The sequence below is a fragment of the Pseudomonas sp. SLBN-26 genome, assembly GCF_006715895.1.
In the GTDB taxonomy this organism is placed as follows: domain Bacteria; phylum Pseudomonadota; class Gammaproteobacteria; order Pseudomonadales; family Pseudomonadaceae; genus Metapseudomonas; species Metapseudomonas otitidis.
Map to the genome: position 1 here is coordinate 1,396,689 of NZ_VFOB01000001.1, position 21,423 is coordinate 1,418,111.

The 21,423-nt window shown below is 69.0% G+C and carries 8 protein-coding genes; 4 read left to right on the plus strand and 4 right to left on the minus strand.

The window, feature by feature from the left end:
* Window positions 1-119: 119 nt before the first annotated feature.
* The 3 genes from FBY21_RS06475 to FBY21_RS06485 form a co-directional block, all read right to left on the minus strand.
* The gene (locus FBY21_RS06475; RefSeq protein ID WP_142009621.1) at window positions 120-13,142 is read right to left on the minus strand and encodes a non-ribosomal peptide synthase/polyketide synthase; all 13,023 of its coding nucleotides are present in this window, start codon (window positions 13,140-13,142) and stop codon (window positions 120-122) included.
* 84 nt (window positions 13,143-13,226) lie between these two features.
* The gene (locus FBY21_RS06480; RefSeq protein ID WP_142009623.1) at window positions 13,227-13,985 is read right to left on the minus strand and encodes a thioesterase II family protein; all 759 of its coding nucleotides are present in this window, start codon (window positions 13,983-13,985) and stop codon (window positions 13,227-13,229) included.
* A gap of 1 nt (window position 13,986) precedes the next feature.
* Complete coding sequence (locus tag FBY21_RS06485; RefSeq protein ID WP_142009625.1) at window positions 13,987-14,205, minus strand: MbtH family protein; 219 nt, start codon at window positions 14,203-14,205, stop codon at window positions 13,987-13,989.
* 399 nt (window positions 14,206-14,604) lie between these two features.
* On the opposite strand from FBY21_RS06485, the gene FBY21_RS06490 reads away from it, so the two are divergent.
* Window positions 14,605-15,165, plus strand: a complete 561-nt coding sequence (locus FBY21_RS06490; RefSeq protein WP_142009627.1) for an RNA polymerase factor sigma-70 — start codon at window positions 14,605-14,607, stop codon at window positions 15,163-15,165.
* A gap of 148 nt (window positions 15,166-15,313) precedes the next feature.
* Here FBY21_RS06490 and FBY21_RS06495 read toward each other — a convergent pair whose 3' ends face one another.
* Window positions 15,314-16,318 (minus strand): GNAT family N-acetyltransferase, encoded by a 1,005-nt coding sequence (locus FBY21_RS06495; protein WP_142009629.1) that lies wholly within the window; start codon window positions 16,316-16,318, stop codon window positions 15,314-15,316.
* Between the two features lie 589 nt (window positions 16,319-16,907).
* Here FBY21_RS06495 and FBY21_RS06500 point away from each other — a divergent pair.
* From FBY21_RS06500 to FBY21_RS06510, 3 genes are all read left to right on the plus strand, one after another.
* A complete protein-coding gene (locus FBY21_RS06500) occupies window positions 16,908-18,218 on the plus strand; it encodes a nucleotide sugar dehydrogenase (protein WP_142009632.1) in 1,311 nt (436 codons plus the stop codon).
* Between the two features lie 152 nt (window positions 18,219-18,370).
* The gene (locus FBY21_RS06505) at window positions 18,371-19,798 is read left to right on the plus strand and encodes a mannose-1-phosphate guanylyltransferase/mannose-6-phosphate isomerase (protein WP_142009634.1); all 1,428 of its coding nucleotides are present in this window, start codon (window positions 18,371-18,373) and stop codon (window positions 19,796-19,798) included.
* Between the two features lie 98 nt (window positions 19,799-19,896).
* Complete coding sequence (locus FBY21_RS06510) at window positions 19,897-21,411, plus strand: glycosyltransferase (RefSeq protein WP_142009636.1); 1,515 nt, start codon at window positions 19,897-19,899, stop codon at window positions 21,409-21,411.
* The last annotated feature ends 12 nt before the right edge of the window (window positions 21,412-21,423 follow it).

The window sequence follows — 21,423 nt, forward strand, 5'->3', positions numbered from 1 at the left end:
CTTAAGCGGTTTATCAGCCGTTTATGTGCAGGGGTTCAGGTATTTTCTGAAAATACCGTACACCCGCCCATCCAGCCGACGCACGCGGAGCCCTCCCCGCTCCGCGTGCCCTGCTGCCGTTACAGCATCTCCAGCCTGGCCATCAGGTCCTCCAGCCGTGCGGCCTTCTCCTCGGTGACGACGCTGCCTTTCAGCGATTCGATGTAGCTCGCCAGCTCCTCCACCGTGCTGCACTCGAACATGGCCCGCAGGGGCACGTTGCGTTGCAGAGTCTTCTGCACGCGGGAGGCGATCTGGGTGGCGAGCAGGGAGTGGCCGCCGAGTTCGAAGAAGTTGTCGCGCACACCCACCCGCTCGACCTTGAGCACCTCGGCCCAGATGCCGGCCAGGGTGGTTTCCAGTTCGCTGCGCGGGGCCAGGTAGTCCTGGGCCTGCAGCAGGCCGAATTCCAGGGGCGGCAGGGCCTTGCGGTCGAGCTTGCCGTTGGCGTTCAGCGGCAGGCGCTCGAGCACGAGCCAGTGCAGCGGCACCATGTAGTCCGGCAGGTCGCCACGCAGCTGCTGCTTGATGGCTTCGAACCAGGCGCCCTGTTCCGCCAGGCGGCTGGCCGGCGAAGCGGCGCGGGCGAAGCGCTCGGCCTCGCGCGGCACCAGGTAGCCCACCAGGTATTTGCCGGTGGGGCCTTCCTGCACGCTGACGGCAGCGTCGCGCACGTCCTGGCGCTCGAACAGGCGGGCTTCGATCTCGCCCAGCTCGATGCGGTAGCCACGGATCTTCACCTGGTGGTCGACACGGCCGACGTACTCCAGCACGCCGTCGGCGCGGCGGCGGGCCAGGTCGCCGGTGCGGTACAGGCGTTCGCCCGGTGCGCCGAAGGGGTTGGGCACGAAGGCCTGGGCGGTGCGCAGCGGGTCGCCGACGTAGCCACGGCCGACGCCGGTGCCGGCGACGCAGAGTTCGCCCACGGCGCCCAGGGGCGCCAGCTCGAAGGCGTCGTCCAGCAAGTACAGACGGTTGTTGTCGGTGGGGCTGCCGATGGGCAGGTAGGTGCCCTCGGTGGAGGCGGCGTCGACGCGGAAGAAGGCCACATCGTCCGAGCACTCCGCCGGGCCGTAGGCGTTGACCAGCCCCACAGCCGGGTAGCGTTGCAGCCATTGGCGCGCCAGCTCCGGCGGCATGGCCTCCCCGGTGGGCAGCATCCAGCGCAGGGCACCGAGTGCGGCGTGCTCCTCGGCGAGCATGCCCTGGATCAGCGAGGGCACGCTCTCCAGCACGGTGATGCCGCGCTCGCGCACATGGGCCAGCAGCGCCTGCGGGTCGTGGGCGATGGCGTTGGGGACGATCTCGGTGCAGGCGCCGAACAGCGGCGCGGCGAGGAACTGCCAGACCGAGATATCGAAGCTCTGCGACGCCGTCTGGGCAATCACGTCCGCCTCGGTGAGATCCAGGTACGGCACCTTGCTCAGCTGGTTGTTGAGCATGCCGGCCTGCTCGACCATCACGCCCTTGGGCAGGCCGGTGGAGCCGGAGGTGTAGATGACGTAAGCGAGGTTCTCCGGGCCACTGTGGATGCCGAGGTCCTGCTCCGGCCAGGCGCCTTGCAGCACGTCCTCCCACACCAGCAGGCGCGGACGCTGGCCGCAGCCGAGCTCCTCCAGCAGCAGCATGGCCTGGTCGCGGCAGGCACGGGTGGCCACCAGCGCCGGGGCACGGCTGAGTTCGAGGATGCGCGTCAGGCGCGGGGTGGGCAGCGCCGGGTCCAGCGGCAGGTAGCCGGCGCCAGCCTTGAAGGTGCCGACCATCATGCCCAGCAGGTCGAGCCCGCGCTCGCCCAGCAACGCCACCGGCTGGTCGAGGCCGACGCCGGCGGTGCCCAGGGCGTGGCCCAGGCGGTTGGCGTGGCGGTTCAGCTCGGCGTAGCTCCACTGGCGGTCGAGGCAGCGGGCGGCAATGCGCTGCGGGTGCGCGGCGACGCGGGCCTCGAACAGGCGCACGTAGCCCTGCTCCAGCGGGTAGTCGCGGGCACTGTCGTTGACGCCGTTGAGCAGCAGCTCGCGCTCGGCATCCCCCAGCAGCGGCAGCGCGCCCATGTCGGCCTCGATGTGCTCGCCCAGGGCCAGCAGCAGGCGCTTGAACTCGCCCAGCAGGCGGTCGATGGTCGCTTCCTCGAAGTAGCGCCGGTCGTAGGACAGGTGCAGGCCCAGGTCGTCCCCCGGGTAGCAGACCACGGTGAGCGGGAAGTTGGTGTGGGTGCGGCCGGAGTCCGAGCTGGCGGAGAGGCTCTGCGCCCGGTCCAGCACCGCGACTTCCACCGGCGCGTTCTCGAACACGAAGAGGCTGTCGAACAGCGGCTGGCCCTTGGGTAGTTCGCTGCACTCCTGGATGGCCACCAGCGGCAGGTACTCGTGCTCGCGCAGTTCCAGGTTGCTGGCCAGCAGCCCCTGCAGCCAGTCACGCACGCCCAGGCGCTGGCCCGGCGCGGGCAGCTTCACCCGCAGGGCGATGCTGTTGATGAACAGGCCGACGGTGCGCTGCATCTCCGGCAGGCCCACCGGGCGCCCGGCCACGGTGACGCCGAAGACCAGGTCGCGCTCGCCGCTGTAGCGCGCCAGCACCAGGGCCCAGGCCGCCTGGGCCAGGGTGTTGACGGTGAGCTGGTGACGCTGCGCCAGTTCCCGCAGGCGGGCGCCATCGGCGGCGTCCAGGCGGGTGATGCGGTCGCCCACCTGCATGCCGCCGCTGTCGTTGGCGTGCTCGCGGAGGATCGGCCGGTCGCTCGGCAGGTGGGTGGTGCGCTCGAAGCCGGCCAGGTTGCCCTGCCACCAGGCACGGGCCTGGCCCAGGTCCTGGCGTTGCAGCCAGCCGATGTAGTCGCGGTAGCGCGGCGCCAGGGGCAGCTGCGGCTCACGGCCCTCGCCCAGGGCGGCGTAGACCTCGAAGAAGTCGCTCATCAGCAGGCCACGGCACCAGGCGTCGATGAGGATGTGGTGGTTGCTCATCATGAACCAGTAGCGCGCCTCGCCCAGGCGGATCAGGCGCAGGTGGAAGGGCGGCTGGTGCAGCAGGTCGAAGCCGGCCTCGCGCTCGGTGCGGTGCAGCGCCTGCAGGCGCTCCTCGTGGCCCTCCTCGGGCAGGTCGCGCCAGTCCAGCAGGTCCACCTCGGTGGCGCCGGGCTTGTGGATCACCTGCAGCATGGTTTCGCCGGCGTTCCACACGAAGGAGGCGCGCAGCGCCTCGTGCCGCGCCACCACCGCGTGCCAGGCGCGGGTGAAGCGCTCCACGTCCAGCGCGCTGTTGATGCGGTAGCGGTCCTGCATGTAGTAGATGCCGGTGCCCGGCTCCAGCAGGGTGTGCAGCAGGAGGCCTTCCTGCATGGGCGTGAGCGGGTAGATGTCGTCGATGGCGGCGGCCGGCACCGGCAGCTGGTCGATCTGCTCCTGGCTCAGGTGCGCCAGGGGGAAGTCCGACGGCGTCGGGCCACCGGCGCCCTCCTCCAGGCAATGGGCGATGAGCGCCTGCAGCTCGGCGATGAAGGCCTCGCCGAGGCCCTGCACCGTGGCGCGGTCATAGCGCGCCTGGCTGTAGGTCCAGTTGAGCAGCAGCTCGCCGCCGAACACCTGACCGTCCACGCTCAGCCAGTTGGGCAGCGTGGCGTCGGCGTCGTGGGCCGGGCCGGCACTCTCCTCCAGCGGGCGCAGCAGCGCGCCCTCGGCGAAGCTGCCGTCGAACTGGCCCAGGTAGTTGAAGGTGATGCGCGCCGGCGGCAGCGCGGCCATGGCGGCACGGGTGACCGGGTCGGCCAGGTAGCGCAGCACGCCGAAGCCGAGGCCCTTGTGGGGCACCTGGCGCAGCTGCTCCTTGATCGACTTGATGGCAGCGCCGAGCCCGTCGGCGGGCGCCAGGCGCAGCGCGTAGGCGCTGGTAAACCAGCCGACGGTGCGGCTGAGGTCGATGTCGTCGAACAGCGGCTCGCGGCCGTGGCCTTCCAGTTGCACGAGTACCGAATCACGCGCGGCCCAGCGGCACAGCACGCGGGCCAGGGCGGTGAGCAGCAGGTCGTCGACGCGGGTGCGGTAGGCGGCCGGCGCCTGCTGCAACAGCTGGCGGGTGCGCTCGGCGTCCAGGCGCAGGGTGATGCGCTGGGCGTCGCGCTCCAAGTCCTGCTCGGCATCGCGGTCGCAGGGCAGCGGCGCGTCGTCGCCGCCGAGCTGCGCCTGCCACCAGCCCAGCTCTTCGCGCAGCGGCTCGCTGCCGGCGTAGGCCGCCAGGCGTTCGCCCCAGGCCTTGAAGGCACTGGTGCGCGCCGGCAGCGCCAGGGGTTGCCCGGCCTGCAACTGGCGATAGGCGGTTTGCAGGTCTTCCAGCAGCACGCGCCAGGAGACGCCGTCCACCACCAGGTGGTGGATGGCCAGCAGCAGTTTCTGGCGGCCATCCGGGCCTTCCAGCAGCAAGGCGCGCAGCAGCGGGCCGTTGGCCAGGTCGAGGCTGCGCTGGGCGTCGGCCAGCAGGGTTGCGGTCTCGGTGGAATCAGCGACCTGCGCCTGCCACAGCAGGCCGTCGGCCTCGCTGGTGGGGGCGCGGTGTTCGGCGTGCCAGGTGTCGCCGACACGGGTGAAGGACAGGCGCAGGGCGTCGTGGTGCTGCACCAGGCTCTGCAGGGCCTGCTCCAGGTGGGCGGCGTCCAGGCGTTCGCCGGCTTCCAGCAGCAGCGACTGGTTCCAGTGGCCGACGTTTTCCGGCGCCTGCTGGAAGAACCAGTGCTGGATGGGCGTCAGCGGCATGCTGCCGGTCACCGGGCCCTGGTCCACCTGGGTCAGCGCCTCGCGGCGGGCGACGGCGGCCAGGGTTTGCACCGTCTGGTGCTGGAACAGGTCGCGCGGGCTGAAGTGGATGCCCTGCTGGCGCGCACGGCTGACCACCTGGATCGACAGGATGGAATCGCCACCCAGCTCGAAGAAGTTGTCGGCGAGCCCGACCTGCTCGACGTTGAGCACCTCGCGCCAGATGGCCGCCAGGCTCTGCTCCAGCTCGCTGGTCGGTGCCAGGTACTGCTGGCGGTTGTGTTCCGGGTCCGGCGCGGGCAGCGCGCGGCGGTCGAGCTTGCCGTTGGGGGTCAGCGGCAGGCTGGCAAGCAGCACCAGGTGCGCGGGCACCATGTGTTCCGGCAGCTGGGCACGCAGGTGCGCCTTGAGGGTTTCGCGCAGCACCTGTTGCACATCGGCGCCCTCTTCTGCCGCCGCGCAGGCGACATAGCCGGCCAGCTGCTTGCCGCTGGGGCTGTCCAGGGCCAGCACCACGGTTTCGCGCACCGCCGGGTGTTCCAGCAGGCGCGCTTCGATCTCGCCCAGCTCGATGCGGAAGCCGCGCACCTTCACCTGCTGGTCGATGCGGCCGAGGTACTCCAGCTGGCCGTCGTCACGCTGGCGCACCAGGTCGCCCGTGCGGTACAGGCGCCCGCCATCGGTGGCGAAGGGGTTGGGCACGAAGCGTTCGGCGGTGAGGCCCGGGCGCTGGTGGTAGCCACGGGCAAGGCCGGCGCCGCCGACATAGAGCTCGCCGATGGCACCCGGGGGCACCAGGGCGAGATCAGCGTCGAGGATGCAGGCCACCCGCGCGCCGACCATGCGGCCGATGGGCACGCTGGCGGCGCCCTCCTCCAGCTGCGCCGGGGCCAGGGCGGCCAGGGGCATCACCACCGTCTCGGTGGGGCCGTAGGCGTTGAAGAAGGCCTGGGGCGCGAAGCCCGCGCGGATGCGTTGCAGGTGCTCGGCGGTCAGCGCTTCGCCCCCGGTGATGACCAGGCGCACCGGCAGGGTTTCACCCCGCGCGCCGAGCCACTGGGCCAGTTGGCTGCCATAGCCGGGGGTGAAGCCGAGGATGGTGACGCCCTGCTCGCGGATGAGCTGGCAGATGTCTTCGGCGCCCCATTGGCCCTGGGCGCGCAGCACCAGGCGCGCGCCGCACAGCAGCGGCGTCAGCAGGCGCTCGCTGGCGGCGTCGAAGTTGATGGAATAGAAGTGCAGCTCACAGTCGTCGGCGCGCATGCCGAAGCGGCGGATCACCGCCTGGCAGTGCATGGCGATCTCGCCGTGGCTGACCGCCACGCCCTTGGGCTTGCCGGTGGAGCCGGAGGTGTAGATGAGGTACGCCTGGTGCTGCGGCCGTGCGAGGTCCACCGGCGCGCTGGCGGGGTAAGCGGCCAGCGCGGCCTCGTCCTCGTCCAGGCACCAGCGGCCGACGTCGGCCGGCAGCTCGCCGAGGGTGTCGAACAGCGCGGCCTGGCCCAGCAGCAGGACGATGCCGCTGTCCTCGATCATGTAGTGCAGGCGTTCGGTGGGGTATTCCGGGTCCAGCGGCACATAGGCGCCGCCGGCCTTGAGGATGGCCAGCAGGCCGACCACCATGGCCGCCGAACGCTCCAGGGCCAGGCCGACGCGCACCTCGGGGCCGACGCCACGCTCGCGCAGCAGGTGGGCCAGGCGGTTGGCGCGGGCATCCAGGGTGGCGTAGTCGAGGGTCTCGCCGGCGAAGGTCAGGGCCGGTGCCGTGGGCGTGCGCGCGGCCTGCTCGGCGAACAGCCGATGGATGCAGCCGTCGAGGCGGTGCTCGCCGGGCTCCTCGCCCAGGCTTTCGAGCTGCGCCAGGTGCTCGCTTTCGCTCTGCAGCGGCAGCTCGGCGAGGCGTTGTGCGGGGTCGCCCAGCAAGGCCTCCAGCAAGGTGCACAGGTGCGCGGCCATGCGCGCGATGCGCGGCTCGTCGAACAGGTCGGAGCTGTAGGTGAAGCAGCAGCCGAGGCGATGGTCGAGGTCGGTGACCTCCAGGTTGAGGTCGAACTTGGTGGCGCGGGCGTCGTTGGCGATGTACTCGACCTTCATCCCCGCCAGCTCGCGGGTCTGCTGGAACTCCCAGCGCTGCACGTTGCACATCACCTGGAACAGCGGGTTGTAGGCGCTGCTGCGCGGCGGCTGCAGGGCCTCGACGAGCTGGTCGAAGGGCAGGTCCTGGTGCGACTGGCCCTCGATCACGGTGTGGCGCACCTGCTCCAGCAGCGCGGCGACGCTCATCTGCCCGTCGAGCTGGCAACGCAGCACCTGGGTGTTGAGGAAGGCGCCGATCAGCCCCTCGCTTTCCGGGCGGATGCGGTTGGCCACCGGCGCGCCGATGCGCAGGTCCTGCTGGCCGCTGTAGCGGTGCAGCAGCACGGCCAGGGTGGCGGTCATGGTCATGAACAGGGTCAGGCCGTTGGCCGCGTTGAAGGCGCGCACGCGCTCGGCCAGCGCGGCCGGCAGGTCGAAGCGGTACAGCTCGCCCCGGTGGCTCTGGGCCGGCGGGCGTGGGCGGTCCGTCGGCAGCTCCAGCAGCGGGTGCTCGTGGCCCAGCTGGGCCGTCCAGTAGTCCAGCTGGCGCTGGCGCTCGCCGCCTTCCAGCCACTGGCGCTGCCAGGCACTGTAGTCGAGGTACTGCACCGGCAAGGGCGCCAGGGGCGATTCGCGGTCGTCAAGGAAGGCCTCGTAGAGCGCGCCCAGCTCGCGGGCGAAGATGTCCATCGCCCAGCCTTCGGTGACGATGTGGTGCAGGGTCACCACGAGGAAGTGCTCGCGCTCGCCGCCCTTGACCATCACCACCCGCAGCAGCGGGCCGGTCTCCAGGTCGAAGGGCCGGTGGGCCTCGTCATCGGCCAGCGCCTGCAGGCGGGCCTGGCGGGTGTCGGCATCCAGAGCGGAAAAATCCTCCCAGCCCATGACCAGGTTCGATTGCTCGGCCACCTGCTGGCGCGGCACGCCGTTCTCGCTGGGGAAGGTGGTGCGCAGGGTTTCGTGGCGCTGCACCAGGGCCTGCAAGGCCGCCTCGAAGCGGGCCACATCCAGCGGGCCGCTGAGGCGTGCCAGGCCGCCGACGTTGTAGGCGGGGCTGTCCGGCTCCAACTGCCAGAGGAACCACATGCGCTGCTGGGAATAGGACAGCGGCACCGGGCGGCTGCGGTCGACGCGGGCGATCACGCCCTGGCTGTCCACCTGGCCGCTGGCCTGGATGCGCGCGACTTCGGCGCAGAAGCCTTCCAGGGTGCTGGCCTCGAACAGCGCGCGCAGCGGCAGCTCGACGTCGCAGGCCTGGCGGGTGCGGGAGACGATCTGGGTGGCCAGCAGCGAGTGGCCGCCGAGGGCGAAGAAATCGTCGTCCAGGCCGATGCGCTGGATGCCCAGCACCTCGCGCCAGATGGCGGCGACCCGTTGCTCCAGCTCAGTGGCGGGCTCGCGGTGCTCGGCTTGCTGCCAGGCCGGTTCGGGCAGTGCGCGGCGGTCCAGCTTGCCGCTGGGGCCGACCGGCAGCGCCTCCAGGCGCATCAGCTGCGCCGGCACCATGTACTCCGGCAGCTCGTCACGCAGGCCCTGCAGCAGGCGCTCGGTCTGCCGGGCTTCCTCTTCGGCAGCGCCGTTGGCGCAGTAGTAGCCCACCAGGCGCGGGCCGCCGGGGCCATCGCGCAGCACGACGACGGCCTGACCGACGCCGGGCTGGGCCAGCAGGCGGGCGCGGATTTCTTCCGGCTCGACGCGGAAGCCACGCAGCTTGACCTGGCTGTCGAGGCGGCCGAGGTAGTCCAGCGCGCCGTCGGTGCCCCAGCGGGCGCGGTCACCGGTGCGGTACAGGCGCGCGCCCGGCTCGCCGAAGGGGTCGGGCACGAAGCGTTCGGCGGTGAGCGCCGCACGGCCCAGGTAGCCACGGGCGAGACCCGCACCACCGATGCACAGCTCACCCGCCACGCCGACCGGCAGCGCCGAGAGTTCGGCATCCAGCACATGGCAGAGCACGTTACCCAGGGGCTGGCCGATGGGCGAGCGCTCGCCGTCCTCACGGCGGCATTGCCAGTGGGTGACGTTGATGGCGGTTTCGGTGGGGCCGTAGCGGTTGTCCAGGCGCACCGCCGGCAGGCGCTCCAGCACCCGGTCGCGCAGGGCGGCGGGCAGCGCCTCGCCACCGGAGAACAGGCGGCGCAGGGAGGTGCATTCGCTGACGCCCGCCTCCTCGATGAACAGCTGCAGCAGCGGCGGCACGAAGTGCAGCGTGGTCACGCCGTGTTCGCGCACCAGCTGCACCAGGCGGCGCGGGTCGCGGTGCTCGCCGGGCGCGGCCAAGACCAGGCGCGCCTTGGTGATCAGCGGCCAGAAGCATTCCCAGACGGAGACGTCGAAGCTCACCGGCGCCTTTTGCAGCAGCACGTCGCTGGCGTCCAGGCGGTACTGCGCCTGCATCCAGGCCAGGCGTTCGGCCAGGGCGGCGTGGGTGTTGCCGACGCCCTTGGGCTGGCCGGTGGAGCCGGAGGTGTAGATGACGTAGGCGAGGTTGTCGCCGTGCACGGCGGCGGTCGGCGGGCTGTCGGGCCAGTCGCCCTCCTCCCGGTCCAGCTCAATGACGCGCACGCCCTCATGAATCGGCAGGCGCTCCACCTGGTGCGACTGGGTCAGCAGCAGGCGCGCGCCGCAGTCCTGCAGCATGTAGGCGAGGCGTTCGCGGGGGTAGTCCACGTCCAGCGGTACATAGGCACCGCCGGCCTTGATGATGGCCAGCAGGCCCACCAGCAGTTCCGGCGAGCGCTCGGCGGCGATGGCCACAGGCACGTCCGGGCCGACGCCCAGGGCTTGCAGGCGATGGGCCAGGCGGTTGGCGCGGCGATGCAGCGTGGCGCTGTCCAGCTGCCCCTCGGCCCACCTGAGGACGATGCGCTGCGGGTCGGCGGCAGCCTGCCGTTCCAGCAGCTCGGGCAGCCAGCGGCTGGCGGCGGGCTGTGGCGCGCGGGCCCAGCCGGCCAGTTGGCTGCGCTCGGCCTCGTCCAGCAATTGGATATCGCCCAGGGCCCGCTCAGGCTGCTCGGCTACCTGGCGCAGCAGGCTGACGAAGCGCTCGGCCAGGCGGCGCACGCTGCCGGCGTCGAACAGTTCGGTGGCGTAGTCGAAGGCCAGGGTCAGGCGGCCACGGGCGTCTTCCTCGCTGTGCAGTTGCAGGTCGAACTTGGCCTCGCGGCTGTGCCAGGGCAGCTCGTCGGCGAGCAGGCCCGGCAGGCGGCGCAGCGCGGAGAGGTCGCGCTGCTGGTGGTTGAACATGACCTGGAACGGCTCGCCGCCGAGGGCGTCCACCAGGCGGTCGAAGGGCAGGTCCTGGTGCGCCTGGGCACCAAGGGTGGTCTCGCGGGCCTGGGCCAGCAGTGCGCTGAAGGTGCGGCGGCCGTCGAGTTGGCCACGCAGCACCAGGGTGTTGATGAAGAAGCCGACCAGGCCCTGGGTTTCCAGGCGCTGGCGGTTGGCGCCGGGCACGCCGACGCGGATGTCCGCCTGCCCGCTGAGGCGGAACAGCAGGCCCTGGAAGGCCGCCAGCAACACCATGAACAGGGTCGAATGCTCGGCCTGGGCCAGCGCGCGCAGGGCCTTGGCCAGCTCGTCATCCAGGCGCAGGCTGTGGCGCGCGGCGGCGTGGCTGCGCTGGGCGGTGCGCGGGCGGTCGGTGGGCAGTTGCAGGGCCGGGGCCTCGTCGCCCAGTTGCTCGCGCCACCAGGCCAGCTGGCGCTCGGCCTCGCCGTCGGCCAGCCACTGGCGCTGCCAGGCGGCGAAGTCGGCGTAGCCCAGGGGCAAGGGCGCCAGGTCCGCCGCCGGGCCACCGCAGGCGGCGCCGTAGAGGCGGGAGAATTCGTCCAGCAGCAGGTTCAGCGACCAGCCATCGGCGACGATGTGGTGCAGGGTCAGCCACAGCTGGTGTTGCTCGTCGTCCAGGCGCACCAGGGTCAGGCGCAGCAGCGGGCCCTGCTCCAGGTCGAAGGGCACCTGGGCCTCCTCCTCGCGCAGCTGGGCGACACGGGCGTCGCGCTCGGCACCGTCGAGGTGGCTGAGGTCGAGGCGCGACAGGCCCAGTTCCTGGGACGGCAGGATGCGTTGCAGGGCGACGCCATCGCGTTCGAGGAAGCGCGTACGCAGCGCTTCGTGGCGCTGCACCAGCTGCTGGAAGCTGCGCAGCACGGCGCCTTCGTCCAGCTCGCCGCGCAGGCGCAGGCCGCCGGGGATGTTGTAGGCGGCGCTTTGCGGGTCCAGCTGCCAGAGGAACCAGAGGCGGTTCTGCGCCGGGGATTGCGGCAGGTCCTGGTTGCGCGGCAGGCGCGGGATGGCGCCCTGGCGCGGCGCACCGCTGGCCTGCTGGGCCTGCACGGCGGCGGTGAATTCGGCCAGGGAGCGGGCCTCGAAGAGTTGGCGCAACTCCAGCTCCAGGCCCAGCTCGTCGCGCAGGCGCGCCATCACCTGGGCGGCGCCGATGGAGTTGCCACCAAGCAGGAAGAAGCTGTCGTCGGCGTTCACCACCGGCACCTGCAACTGCTCGGCCCAGAGGGCGGCGATGCGCTGTTGCAGGTCACCGGCCGCCTCGCTGCTGGCAACCGGCTCGGCACCGGCGGCGGCATCGGGGAAGCAGGCGTAGGCGTCGAGGCTGCCGTCTTCCAGGCCGCTGCGGCAGGCGGAGCGTTGCAGCTTGCCGCTGGAGGTCTTGGGCAAGGCGCCGGGGTTGAGCAGCAGCACCACGCGCGGCGCCTCCTGGCAGGCGTCGGCCACGGCCTGGCGGATCATGCGGATCAGGGTTTCCGGCGCATGGGCCTTCTGCACGCTGCGGCCGATCTCCACGGCGATGCCGATGCCCTCCTCGCCATCCTGTTCGACGGCGAAGGCGGCGACGCGGCCCTTGCGCACCAGTGCCACCTCGGTCTCGACGGTGCGCTCGATGTCCTGCGGGTAGAGGTTGTGGCCACGGACGATGAGCATGTCCTTGAGGCGGCCGCTGACGAACAGTTCGCCGTCGCGCAAAAAGCCCAGGTCGCCGGTGCGCAGCCAGCTGACGCCATCGCGCTCGACGAAGGCCTTGGCGGTGGCTTCCGGGTTGCGCCAGTAGCCGTGGGCGATGCTCGGGCCGCTGGCCCAGATCTCGCCCACCTGGTTCTCGCCAAGTACGGCGCCGGTGGCCGGTTCGACGATCATCACCGCGTGCCCGGGCTGGCCGATACCGCAGCTCATCAGCAGGCTGTCGGCGCCCGGCTCGATGCGGTTCCGAGCCAGTGCGGCGCCGTCCACGCCGAGGGCGGGAATGCCCTGGCCGCGCACGCCGCCGGTGACGAACAGGGTCGCCTCGGCCAGGCCGTAGCAGGCGAGGAAGCTGGCGGCGTCGAAGCCGCAGGCGGCGAACTGGCCGGCGAAGCGTTCGAGGCTGTCCTGGCGGATCGGCTCGGAGCCGGAGAAGGCCACGCGCCAGCCGCTGAGGTCCAGCCGCGCCAGGGCCGCGGCGCTGACCCGCTCGCAACACAGGCGGTAGGCGAAGTCGGGGCCGCCGCTGACGGTGCCGCCGTACTGGGCGATGGCCTCCAGCCAGCGCACCGGGCGTTCGAGGAAGTAGCGCGGCGACATGAGCACGCAGGGCACGCCGCTGAAGATGGGTTGCAGCAGGCCGCCGATCAGGCCCATGTCGTGGTAGAGCGGCAGCCAGCTGACGATCACGTCGTTTGCGCCGATGCCGAAGCCACGGCGGATCAGCAGCTCGTTGGCCACCAGGTTGCCGTGGCTCACCTGCACGCCCTTGGGCAGCGAGGTGGAGCCGGAGGTGTATTGCAGGAAGGCGATGTCGTCGGCGGCCAGCACCGGCTCGCACCAGGCGTCGGCCAGTTCGTCCTGCAGGTCCTCGACGCAGAGCAGCGCCGGGCCGGCAGCGCCCAGGTCGGTGCTCAGCTGCTGCAGGGGTTCGCGCAGGGCGGCGCTGGTCAGCACCAGGGCCGGCTCGGCGTCATCGATGATCGACAGCAGGCGCAGCTGGTGATGGCGGCGTGCGGACTCCGGCGGGTAGGCCGGCACGGCGATGACGCCGGCGTAGAGGCAGCCGAAGAACGCCGCGACGTAATCGGGGCCGCTGTCGAACAGCAGCACCGCGCGGTCGCCGAACTCCGCTTCCGCCTGCAGGGCAGCGGCGATCACCCGGGCGCGCCGGTCCAGCTCCCGGTAGCTGATGACCACGCCGTCGCCCTCGCCTTCGAGAAAGCGCAGGGCGAGGCGCTCCGGCTGTTCGGCAGCGCGGCGCTGCAGGGCCTGGACCAGGGTGCTGGGGAGTTCGAAGGCGTCCATCATGTTGTCGTCCTGCCTGATGCGGCTTGAATTCGGGGTTCGTTGAAACGAAGGGGCGCGCCCGGCACGACGGCCGCGCCGGGCGGCTCAGCCGGCCGCTAGCGGAACCTGGCGCGACGTGCGGGCGCGCAGGCGCAGCAGGTGCTGCTCGGCGTAGCGCTTGAGGGTGCGCAGCACGGCGGCCTCCTGTTGCTGGAGGAAGAAGTGGTGCCCCTCGAACAGGTCGAGGGAGAAGCCGGTGGCGGTCTCGTCCTGCCAGTCCAGCAGCTCATCCACACGCAACTCGTCGGCCTTGCCGCCGAGCACGTGGATGGGCGCCTGCAACGGCTCGCGCCGGCGGTAGGCGTAGCTGCCGGCAACGAGGAAGTCGGCGCGCAGGATGGGCAGCGTCAGGCGCAGCAGCTCCTCGTTGGCCAGGGCCTCCTCGGGGGTGCCCTGGAGGCTGCGCAGCCTGGCGATCAGCTCGGCGTCGCTCTTGGCGTCGCGGTAGTCATCGACATTGCGCCGGGCCGGGCCGGCGGTGGCCGAGGGGAACAGCGCCAGGGGCTCGGGCAGCCCCTTCTCGCGCAGGGCGTGGGCCAGCTCGAAGGCGAGCAGCCCGCCCAGGCTGTGGCCGAACAGCGCGTAGGGCTGCTGCACCTGGGGCGCGACCTCGCGGGCGAGCTGCGCCACCAGCGTGTCGAGGCGGGTGTGCAGCGGCTCGTCCATGCGCATGCCGCGCCCCGGCAGTTCCAGCGGCTGCACCACCAGCCAGGCGGGCAGGATGCGCCGCCAGCGGTTGTAGGCCATGGCGCTGGCGCCGGAATACGGCAGGCAGAACAGGCGCAGGCTGATCGGCGCGCTCACCTCAGGCCACCCCTTCGGCCTGTTCCATCTGCTTGCGCAGGCTCAGGGGGCGCATGTCGGTCCAGTGCTCCTCGATGTACGCCAGGCACTCCTGCTTCAGCCCGCTCTTGCCGGCGGCGCGCCAGCCGTCGGGGATGGCCTTGTAGTCCGGCCAGATCGAGTACTGCTCCTCGTGGTTGATGACCACCTGGAACACCACGTCATCACGATCGAACACCATGTCTGTCTCCTCATGCGGGTTGGGCCGGGCGACCTGCCCGTGCTTGCACTGAGGAGTACGGATGGCGAACGGGAATAATTAGCGGTCCGGAGTGGGCTCTCAGGCTCCGGTCGAGGCGTCGCCTGTCGTCACGGCGAGGGGCCGGCTCCTGTAGGCCAGTCCTACAGCCCTTCCTACTCCTCAAGCCCCCGCGCACATTCTTTTTTCACAACCGCCGTCCCGGTTCCGTCATGGCCCCGCAACACGCTGGAAACCTCGGTGTGATCTGCTTCGTCTCGATATGAATTGCTTATCTATCGCATTTGACAATGATTATCATTGGTCATAATTTGTTACCCCGCTGAACGGGAGCCCACAGGTAACCGGGCCCTATGCCTACCCATGTGCAAGGTGATTTCCATGACGGATCAACTCTCAACAAGCCGGCTTGATTCCCCACTTCTGCAGGTCTTCATCGACAATCGCTCCATCCTGGTGAAGATCGCGATGCGGGTGACCGGCTGCCGGACCCGGGCCGAAGACGTGGTGCAGGACGCCTTCTTCCGCCTCCAGTCGGCGCCGAGGATCACCAGTTCGATCAAGGCCCAGCTCAGCTACCTGTTCCAGATCGTGCGCAACCTGGCCATTGACCACTACCGCAAGCAGGCCCTGGAGCAGCGCTATGCCGGCACCGAGGAGGAAGGCCTCAATGTGGTGGTGATGCAAGGCGCCTCGCCCGAGACCTCGCACATCAACTACGCCACCCTGGAACACATCGCTGACGCCCTCGGCGAGCTGCCGGCCCGCACCCGCTATGCCTTCGAGATGTACCGCCTGCACGGCGTGCCGCAGAAGGACATCGCCAAGGAGCTGGGCGTCTCGCCGACCCTGGTCAACTTCATGATCCGCGACGCCCTGGTGCACTGCCGCAAGGTGACCCGCGCACAGAACGACGCCGAACAACCCGAACGCATCGCCTGACCCTCCCGCCTGATGCGGGGCTTCCCTGTCCCGCTCCTTTCCACCAACCCGCGCCCGTCGCCTGGGCTTATGCCTGGGATCTGAATTGGGAGAATTCCCGGACTGAAGTCCGGGCTACGGGTAGCGCCACCTGTAGCCCGGGTGCGACTCAGGCCAGCGTGCAGCGGTCGAAGAAGCGCTCGCGGCTGATGGCCATTAGGGCGGCGCGCTTGTGGGGGAAGTCGAACTCCTTCTCGCGGTAGAACCCCAGGCCCTGCATGTGGGCGATCATCCGCGCGTTGTCGGCGCGGGGCTCGGCCACCACGCGGCGGGTGCGCGGGTCGTCGAGGAACAGGTAGTGGGTCAGCCCCGCCAGCCAGGCGGCCACCTTGTGCGGCCCGCGATGGTGCTCCTCCCCCACCAGCATGTGGATACCCCGGTCGTAGTCGTCCACTGCATAGAACGGCGCGATGCGGTCCTCCTTGGCCCAGTAGGCCTCGAAGTAGGCGAACGGCTCGTCGTCGAAGCAGCCCACCAGGGTCAGGGTGTGCGGGTCGTCGGCCAGGCGCTGCAGGTAGGCGCGGTGATGGTCGAGGCTGCCGCCCTCCTGCCAGAACGCCAGCACGCGGGGTGAGTTCTGCCAGCGATTGAAGCGCTCCAAGTCAGCCTCGATGTCCAGCGTGCGCAGGGAGAACCAGGCCCCCAGCCGCGCGTCGAAACGCCGGTACACCTCGCCACTCGGTTTGGGCGGCCGCCGTGGGTGGCGCCGCCCTTCGCTCATCACCAACCGCTCCGGGTATGCCGGCTGCGCCTGCACCCAGGGCGCCGGCCGCTGCCAGAACACCCCACGCTCGCACACGAACACGCCAGGCTCCTGCGCCGGCACCAGCCAGCCTTCCGCCAGCGCCTCTGCCGGAGCGACGCTCAACTGCCAGCGCAACGCCTGGCACCCAGGCTCACGGGCAAGCCACAGGTAGCTCGCCAACCCCAGCGCATCAGCATCGGGCAGCGCAGGCTGCAGGGGTTTGAGCAGCGGCTGCTCGCCGGGCTGGGCGGCCAGTTCCAGGAGCGGCTGGCCATCCAGAAGCAGGTGCAGGCGGTCTTGGGATTCGTCGACGTCGAGGCGCCGCCCCCCAGGCAGGGGCAGGCTCGACAGGGGATGCTGTCGGGACATGGTGAGGCTCGCGAGTGATTGACTGTCCCTGATGAAACGCTTCGAACGACATGGAAATTAGGCAGGGCCACTGAGTCGGACCACTCGGGACACCCCCTGTCGAACATGCAGCCGGCAATCATCAAGTGTCATTTGCGCCCACTCGACAACAACTTCGACCGTAATAAACAACGCCACCCGAACAACACGCTCATCAATTAGCAACAGTGTAAAAACATCCACAGCTAATTATTGAAAACAACCAATCCAGCACTCTCGAAAACACCCCGAGCATGCGTGGTTTTACCACCCTGAAACCCGATCTTTTATAGCGATGCGCTCTATTAAATCGATATTTTATTGACGCCAAAAATTAGTCGAGCTGACGTAGAATTTTTGACGCCATGTAAAACACGTTTTTTAAGTTATTGATTTTAAAGGCAAATAAAAATTTTTTAGACAAAAGTTGAATATCGCAATTAGTTCCTTTTAGTCTGGAAGAAGGTGCTTAAGTTAGCCCGCCTAGCGTCCTCCAGACGTGTCAGACAAAAACCACAAATGACAGCAGTCCTCCATGGAGGGGCGGCGTTCTTATTGTATAGAGGGATATATGCATATCAGCATTTTTGGTCTCGGTTATGTAGGCGCAGTCTGTGCAGCCTGTTTATCTTCCCGGGGACATGAAGTTGTAGGAGTTGATGTTTCCCGACAAAAGATCGATCTGATCAACACAGGAAAGTCACCCATCGTCGAACCGGGTCTCGAAGAACTGTTGCGCAAGGGGGTCGATGCGGGCTTGCTGCGCGGGACCACCGATGTGCGGGAAGCCATCATGGCCACCGACATGTCATTCATCTGCGTGGGAACCCCGAGCAAGCGCAACGGCGACCTCGACCTGGTCTACCTGGAAGCCGTGTGCCGGCAGATCGGCGAGGCGCTGCGCGGCAAGTCCACGCGTCACACCGTGGTCGTGCGCAGCACCGTGCTGCCGGGCACCGTGAAGAACGTGGTGATCCCCCTCATCGAGGACTGCTCCGGCAAACGCGCCGGTGTCGACTTCGGCGTTGCCACCAACCCGGAGTTCCTCCGCGAGAGCACGGCGATCCAGGACTACGACTACCCCGCCATGACCGTCATCGGCGAACTGGACCGCGAGTCCGGCGACCTCCTCGAGGAGCTCTACCGCGAGCTGGACGCGCCCATCATCCGCAAGCCCGTGGAGGTGGCGGAGATGATCAAGTACACGTGCAACGTGTGGCACGCGGTCAAGGTGAGTTTCGCCAACGAGATCGGCAACATCGCCAAGGCCTGTGGCGTCGATGGGCGCGAGGTGATGGACGTGGTCTGCCAGGACCACAAGCTCAACCTGTCCCGTTACTACCTGCGCCCGGGCTTCGCCTTCGGCGGCTCCTGCCTGCCCAAGGACGTGCGCGCCCTGACCTACCGCGCCGGCACCCTGGACGTCGAGCACCCGATGCTCGCCTCGGTCATGCGCAGCAACAAGGTCCAGGTGGAGCGCGCCTTCGACCTCGTCACCGCCTACGAGAAGCGCAAGATCGGCCTGCTCGGCCTGTCGTTCAAGGCCGGCAGCGACGACCTGCGGGAGAGCCCGCTGGTGGAGCTCGCCGAGATGCTCATCGGCAAGGGCTACGAGCTGAAGATCTTCGACCGCAACGTCGAGTACGCCCGCGTGTTCGGCGCCAACAAGGACTACATCGAGTCGAAGATCCCCCACGTGTCGGCCCTGCTGCGCAAGGACCTGAACGAAGTGCTGGACGACTCCGACGTCATCATCCTCGGCAACAACGACCGCCAGTTCGGTGAAGTTCTGGCATCCGTTGCACCCGACAAGCAGGTCCTGGACCTGGTGGGTTTCATGCAGACCCCCAGCGGCCAGGGCAAGGAAGGCATCTGCTGGTGACCCCTGCCGCAGCGGTGCGTATCACCGCTGCGGCGTGACGCGACAGGCTGCCACGGAGCCACCACCGGCCCCACCGAGAAGCACGCCGTCGCCAGGCAACACGACGTTGAACGCCCTTGTGAACTGACTCTTGAACGCCCGGGAGAGACGGCATGATTCCGCTCATCTTGTCCGGCGGCAGTGGCTCGCGCCTCTGGCCGCTATCGCGCAAGCAGTATCCGAAACAGTTTCTTGCCTTGGTCGGCGAGAACACCCTGTTCCAGCAGACCGTGGAGCGCCTGGCCCTCGAAGGGCTCGAGCCGCCGATGGTGGTCTGCAACGAAGCCCACCGCTTCATCGTCACCGACCAGTTGGCCGGCATTCGCAGGAAGGCCCAGTCCATCGTGCTGGAGCCCTTCGGCCGCAACACCGCGCCGGCCGTGGCCATCGCCGCCCTGACGCTGCTCGAAGCCGGGCGTGACGAACTGCTGCTGGTGCTGCCGGCCGACCACGTCATCGACGACGTCCAGACCTTCCACAGTGCCCTGGCACGCGCCCGACTGGCGGCCGAGCAAGGCGCCCTGGTGCTCTTCGGCGTGCCGGCCACCAGCCCGGAGACGGGGTACGGCTACATCCGCACCGCCTCCCACGGCAATGGCTTGCCCGAGGGCGTGCTGCCGGTGGAGCGCTTCGTCGAGAAGCCCGACCTGGCCACGGCCCGGCGCTTCGTCGAGGCGGGCAATCACTTCTGGAACAGCGGCATGTTCCTGTTCCGCGCCAGCCGCTACCTGGAGGAGCTCAAGCAGCACGAGCCCGGCATCTACGAGACCTGCCAGGCAGCCCTGGCCCGCAGCGAGCAGGACCTCGGCTTCCTCCGCATCGACCCGGCGAGCTTCGAGCACTGCCCCGACGACTCCATCGACTACGCCGTGATGGAGCACACCCGGCACGCCTGCGTGGTGCCCCTGGACGCCGGCTGGAGCGACGTCGGCTCCTGGTCCTCGCTCTGGGAGATCCAGCGCAAGGACGCCGCCGGCAACGTCACGCGCGGCAACGTCGTGCTGCAGAACAGCCGCAACAGCCTGGTCCACAGCGAACACAAGCTGGTCACCCTGGTCGGCCTGGACGACGTGGTGGTGGTGGAGACCAAGGACGCCGTGATGGTCGCCCACAAGGACCGCGTGCAGGAGATCAAGCAACTGGTCGGGCACCTGGCGGAGGAGTCCCGCCCCGAAGCCGAGAGCCACAGCCGGGTGCACCGCCCCTGGGGCGCCTACGACAGCATCGACGAGGGCACGCGCTTCCAGGTCAAGCGCATCACCGTGAAACCGGGCGCCAGCCTCTCGCTGCAGATGCACCACCACCGCGCGGAGCACTGGATCGTGGTGTCCGGCACGGCCTTCGTCACCTGTGACGACAGGCAGTTCGTGCTCAGCGAGAACCAGTCGACCTACATCCCGGTGGCCTCGGTCCACCGCCTGACCAACCCCGGGAAGATCCCCCTGGAGCTGATCGAGGTGCAGTCCGGCAGCTACCTGGGCGAGGACGACATCAAGCGCCTGGACGACGTCTACGGGCGTACACCGGAACTGATGGACTGAGCGCAGCGGGGCCGTCGCGGCCCCGTTGCGGGGAGGCACGGATGCCAAGCGGCGCGCGTGCCAATGGAAGTCGTATCGAACGAATGGAGTAGTACTGGATGCACGCTTCAGACGCCGCGTCCTGCGGACGCCTGCGCAAGCTGATGGGTTGGACGTGCCTGTTCGCGCTGGTCGCCCTGGCCTCGGAGATGGTGGCCCCGGAGTACCTGGACCCGGCCCACCACAAGTTCATCTTCATCATCGGGGCCATCGGCATCTGGCGTTACACCAACGCGGCCATCCACTTCCTGAGGGGGATGTACTTCCTGCACTGGAAGTTCCCGCGCATGCGCAAGCAGGTCGAGGCGATGGGTGACGAGGCGCTGCCGGACCACCTGTTCATGGTGGTGACCAGCTTCCGCATTCCCACCACCACCACCTTCAAGGTCTACCGCTCGGTGTTCCAGGAGGTGCAGCGCCTGGGCGTGCCCTGCACGGTGATCGCCTCCATCGTCGAGAAGGGTGACGAGAACTTCATCAAGGCGATCATGCGGGACGAGGTGCGCGAGCGCAGCGACATCAGGTTGATCATCGTGCGTGCCCGCGGCACCGGTAAGCGCGATGGCCTGGCCCATGCCTTCCGCGCGCTGTCGCGGCAGATGCCGCTGCAGAACTCGGTGGTGGGCGTGGTGGACGGCGACACCATCATGCTGCCCGGCTGCGTCGAGCGGGCGGTGAAGATGTTCGCCCTGCTGCCCAGCGTCGGCGGCCTGACCACCAACGAATACTGCGAGGTGGAGGGCGGCAAGCTGGTCAAGGAGTGGCACACCATGCGCTTCGTCCAGCGGCACATCAACATGTGCTCCATGGCCCTCTCCCGCCGCGTGCTGACCCTCACCGGCCGGCTGTCGTTCTTCCGCGCCAGCGTGATGACCGACCCGGAGTTCATCCGCGACGTCGAGGCGGACTTCCTCGAACACTGGCGCCTGGGGCGCTTCCAGTTCCTCACCGGCGACGACAAGTCCTCCTGGTTCAGCCTGATGCGCGCCGGCTGGGACACCTTCTACGTCCCCGACAGCCACACCCTGACCGTGGAGCATCCGCCGGACAGCAACTTCTTCCGCGCGACCCGCCAGCTGATGTTCCGCTGGTACGGCAACTCGCTGCGGCAGAACTTCCGCGCCACCAGCCTGCTGGGCTGGGAGCGCCTGGGAGCCTTCACCCTGTACGTGCTCTACGACCAGCGCCTGTCCATGTGGACCTGCCTGATGGGCCTCACCGCCTCGGTCGCCGCCGCCCTGCTGTTCGGCGTGCAGTACCTGCTGGTGTACCTGTTCTGGGTGCTGCTGTCGCGGACGCTGGTGACGCTGCTGTTCCACTTCAGCGGCCACCCGGTGGATGCCCTGTATCCGTTCGTTCTCTATTACAACCAGATCGTGGGTTCGATCATGAAGGTGTACGCCCTCTTCCACATGGACCAGCAGAGCTGGACCCGCCAGAAGACCACCCTGAGCAACCGCGGCGTCAGCTTCGACGTCCGGCTCAACCGCTGGTCCTCCAAGGCCATGATGTTTTCCTCCATCGCGATCTTCCTGGGCGTCGTTTCGGTGCTCCTCGAACTCACTCAAATCTAAGCAGGCGCGACA

What these genes read in the sequence shown, in the direction of transcription:
- FBY21_RS06475 (WP_142009621.1), bottom strand. Translation starts at nt 13,142, where the DNA reads ATGATGGACGCCTTCGAACTCCCCAGCACCCTGGTCCAGGCCCTGCAG.
- FBY21_RS06485 (WP_142009625.1), bottom strand. Translation starts at nt 14,205, where the DNA reads ATGGTGTTCGATCGTGATGACGTGGTGTTCCAGGTGGTCATCAACCAC.
- FBY21_RS06490 (WP_142009627.1), top strand. Translation starts at nt 14,605, where the DNA reads ATGACGGATCAACTCTCAACAAGCCGGCTTGATTCCCCACTTCTGCAG.
- FBY21_RS06495 (WP_142009629.1), bottom strand. Translation starts at nt 16,318, where the DNA reads ATGTCCCGACAGCATCCCCTGTCGAGCCTGCCCCTGCCTGGGGGGCGG.
- FBY21_RS06500 (WP_142009632.1), top strand. Translation starts at nt 16,908, where the DNA reads ATGCATATCAGCATTTTTGGTCTCGGTTATGTAGGCGCAGTCTGTGCA.
- FBY21_RS06505 (WP_142009634.1), top strand. Translation starts at nt 18,371, where the DNA reads ATGATTCCGCTCATCTTGTCCGGCGGCAGTGGCTCGCGCCTCTGGCCG.
- FBY21_RS06510 (WP_142009636.1), top strand. Translation starts at nt 19,897, where the DNA reads ATGCACGCTTCAGACGCCGCGTCCTGCGGACGCCTGCGCAAGCTGATG.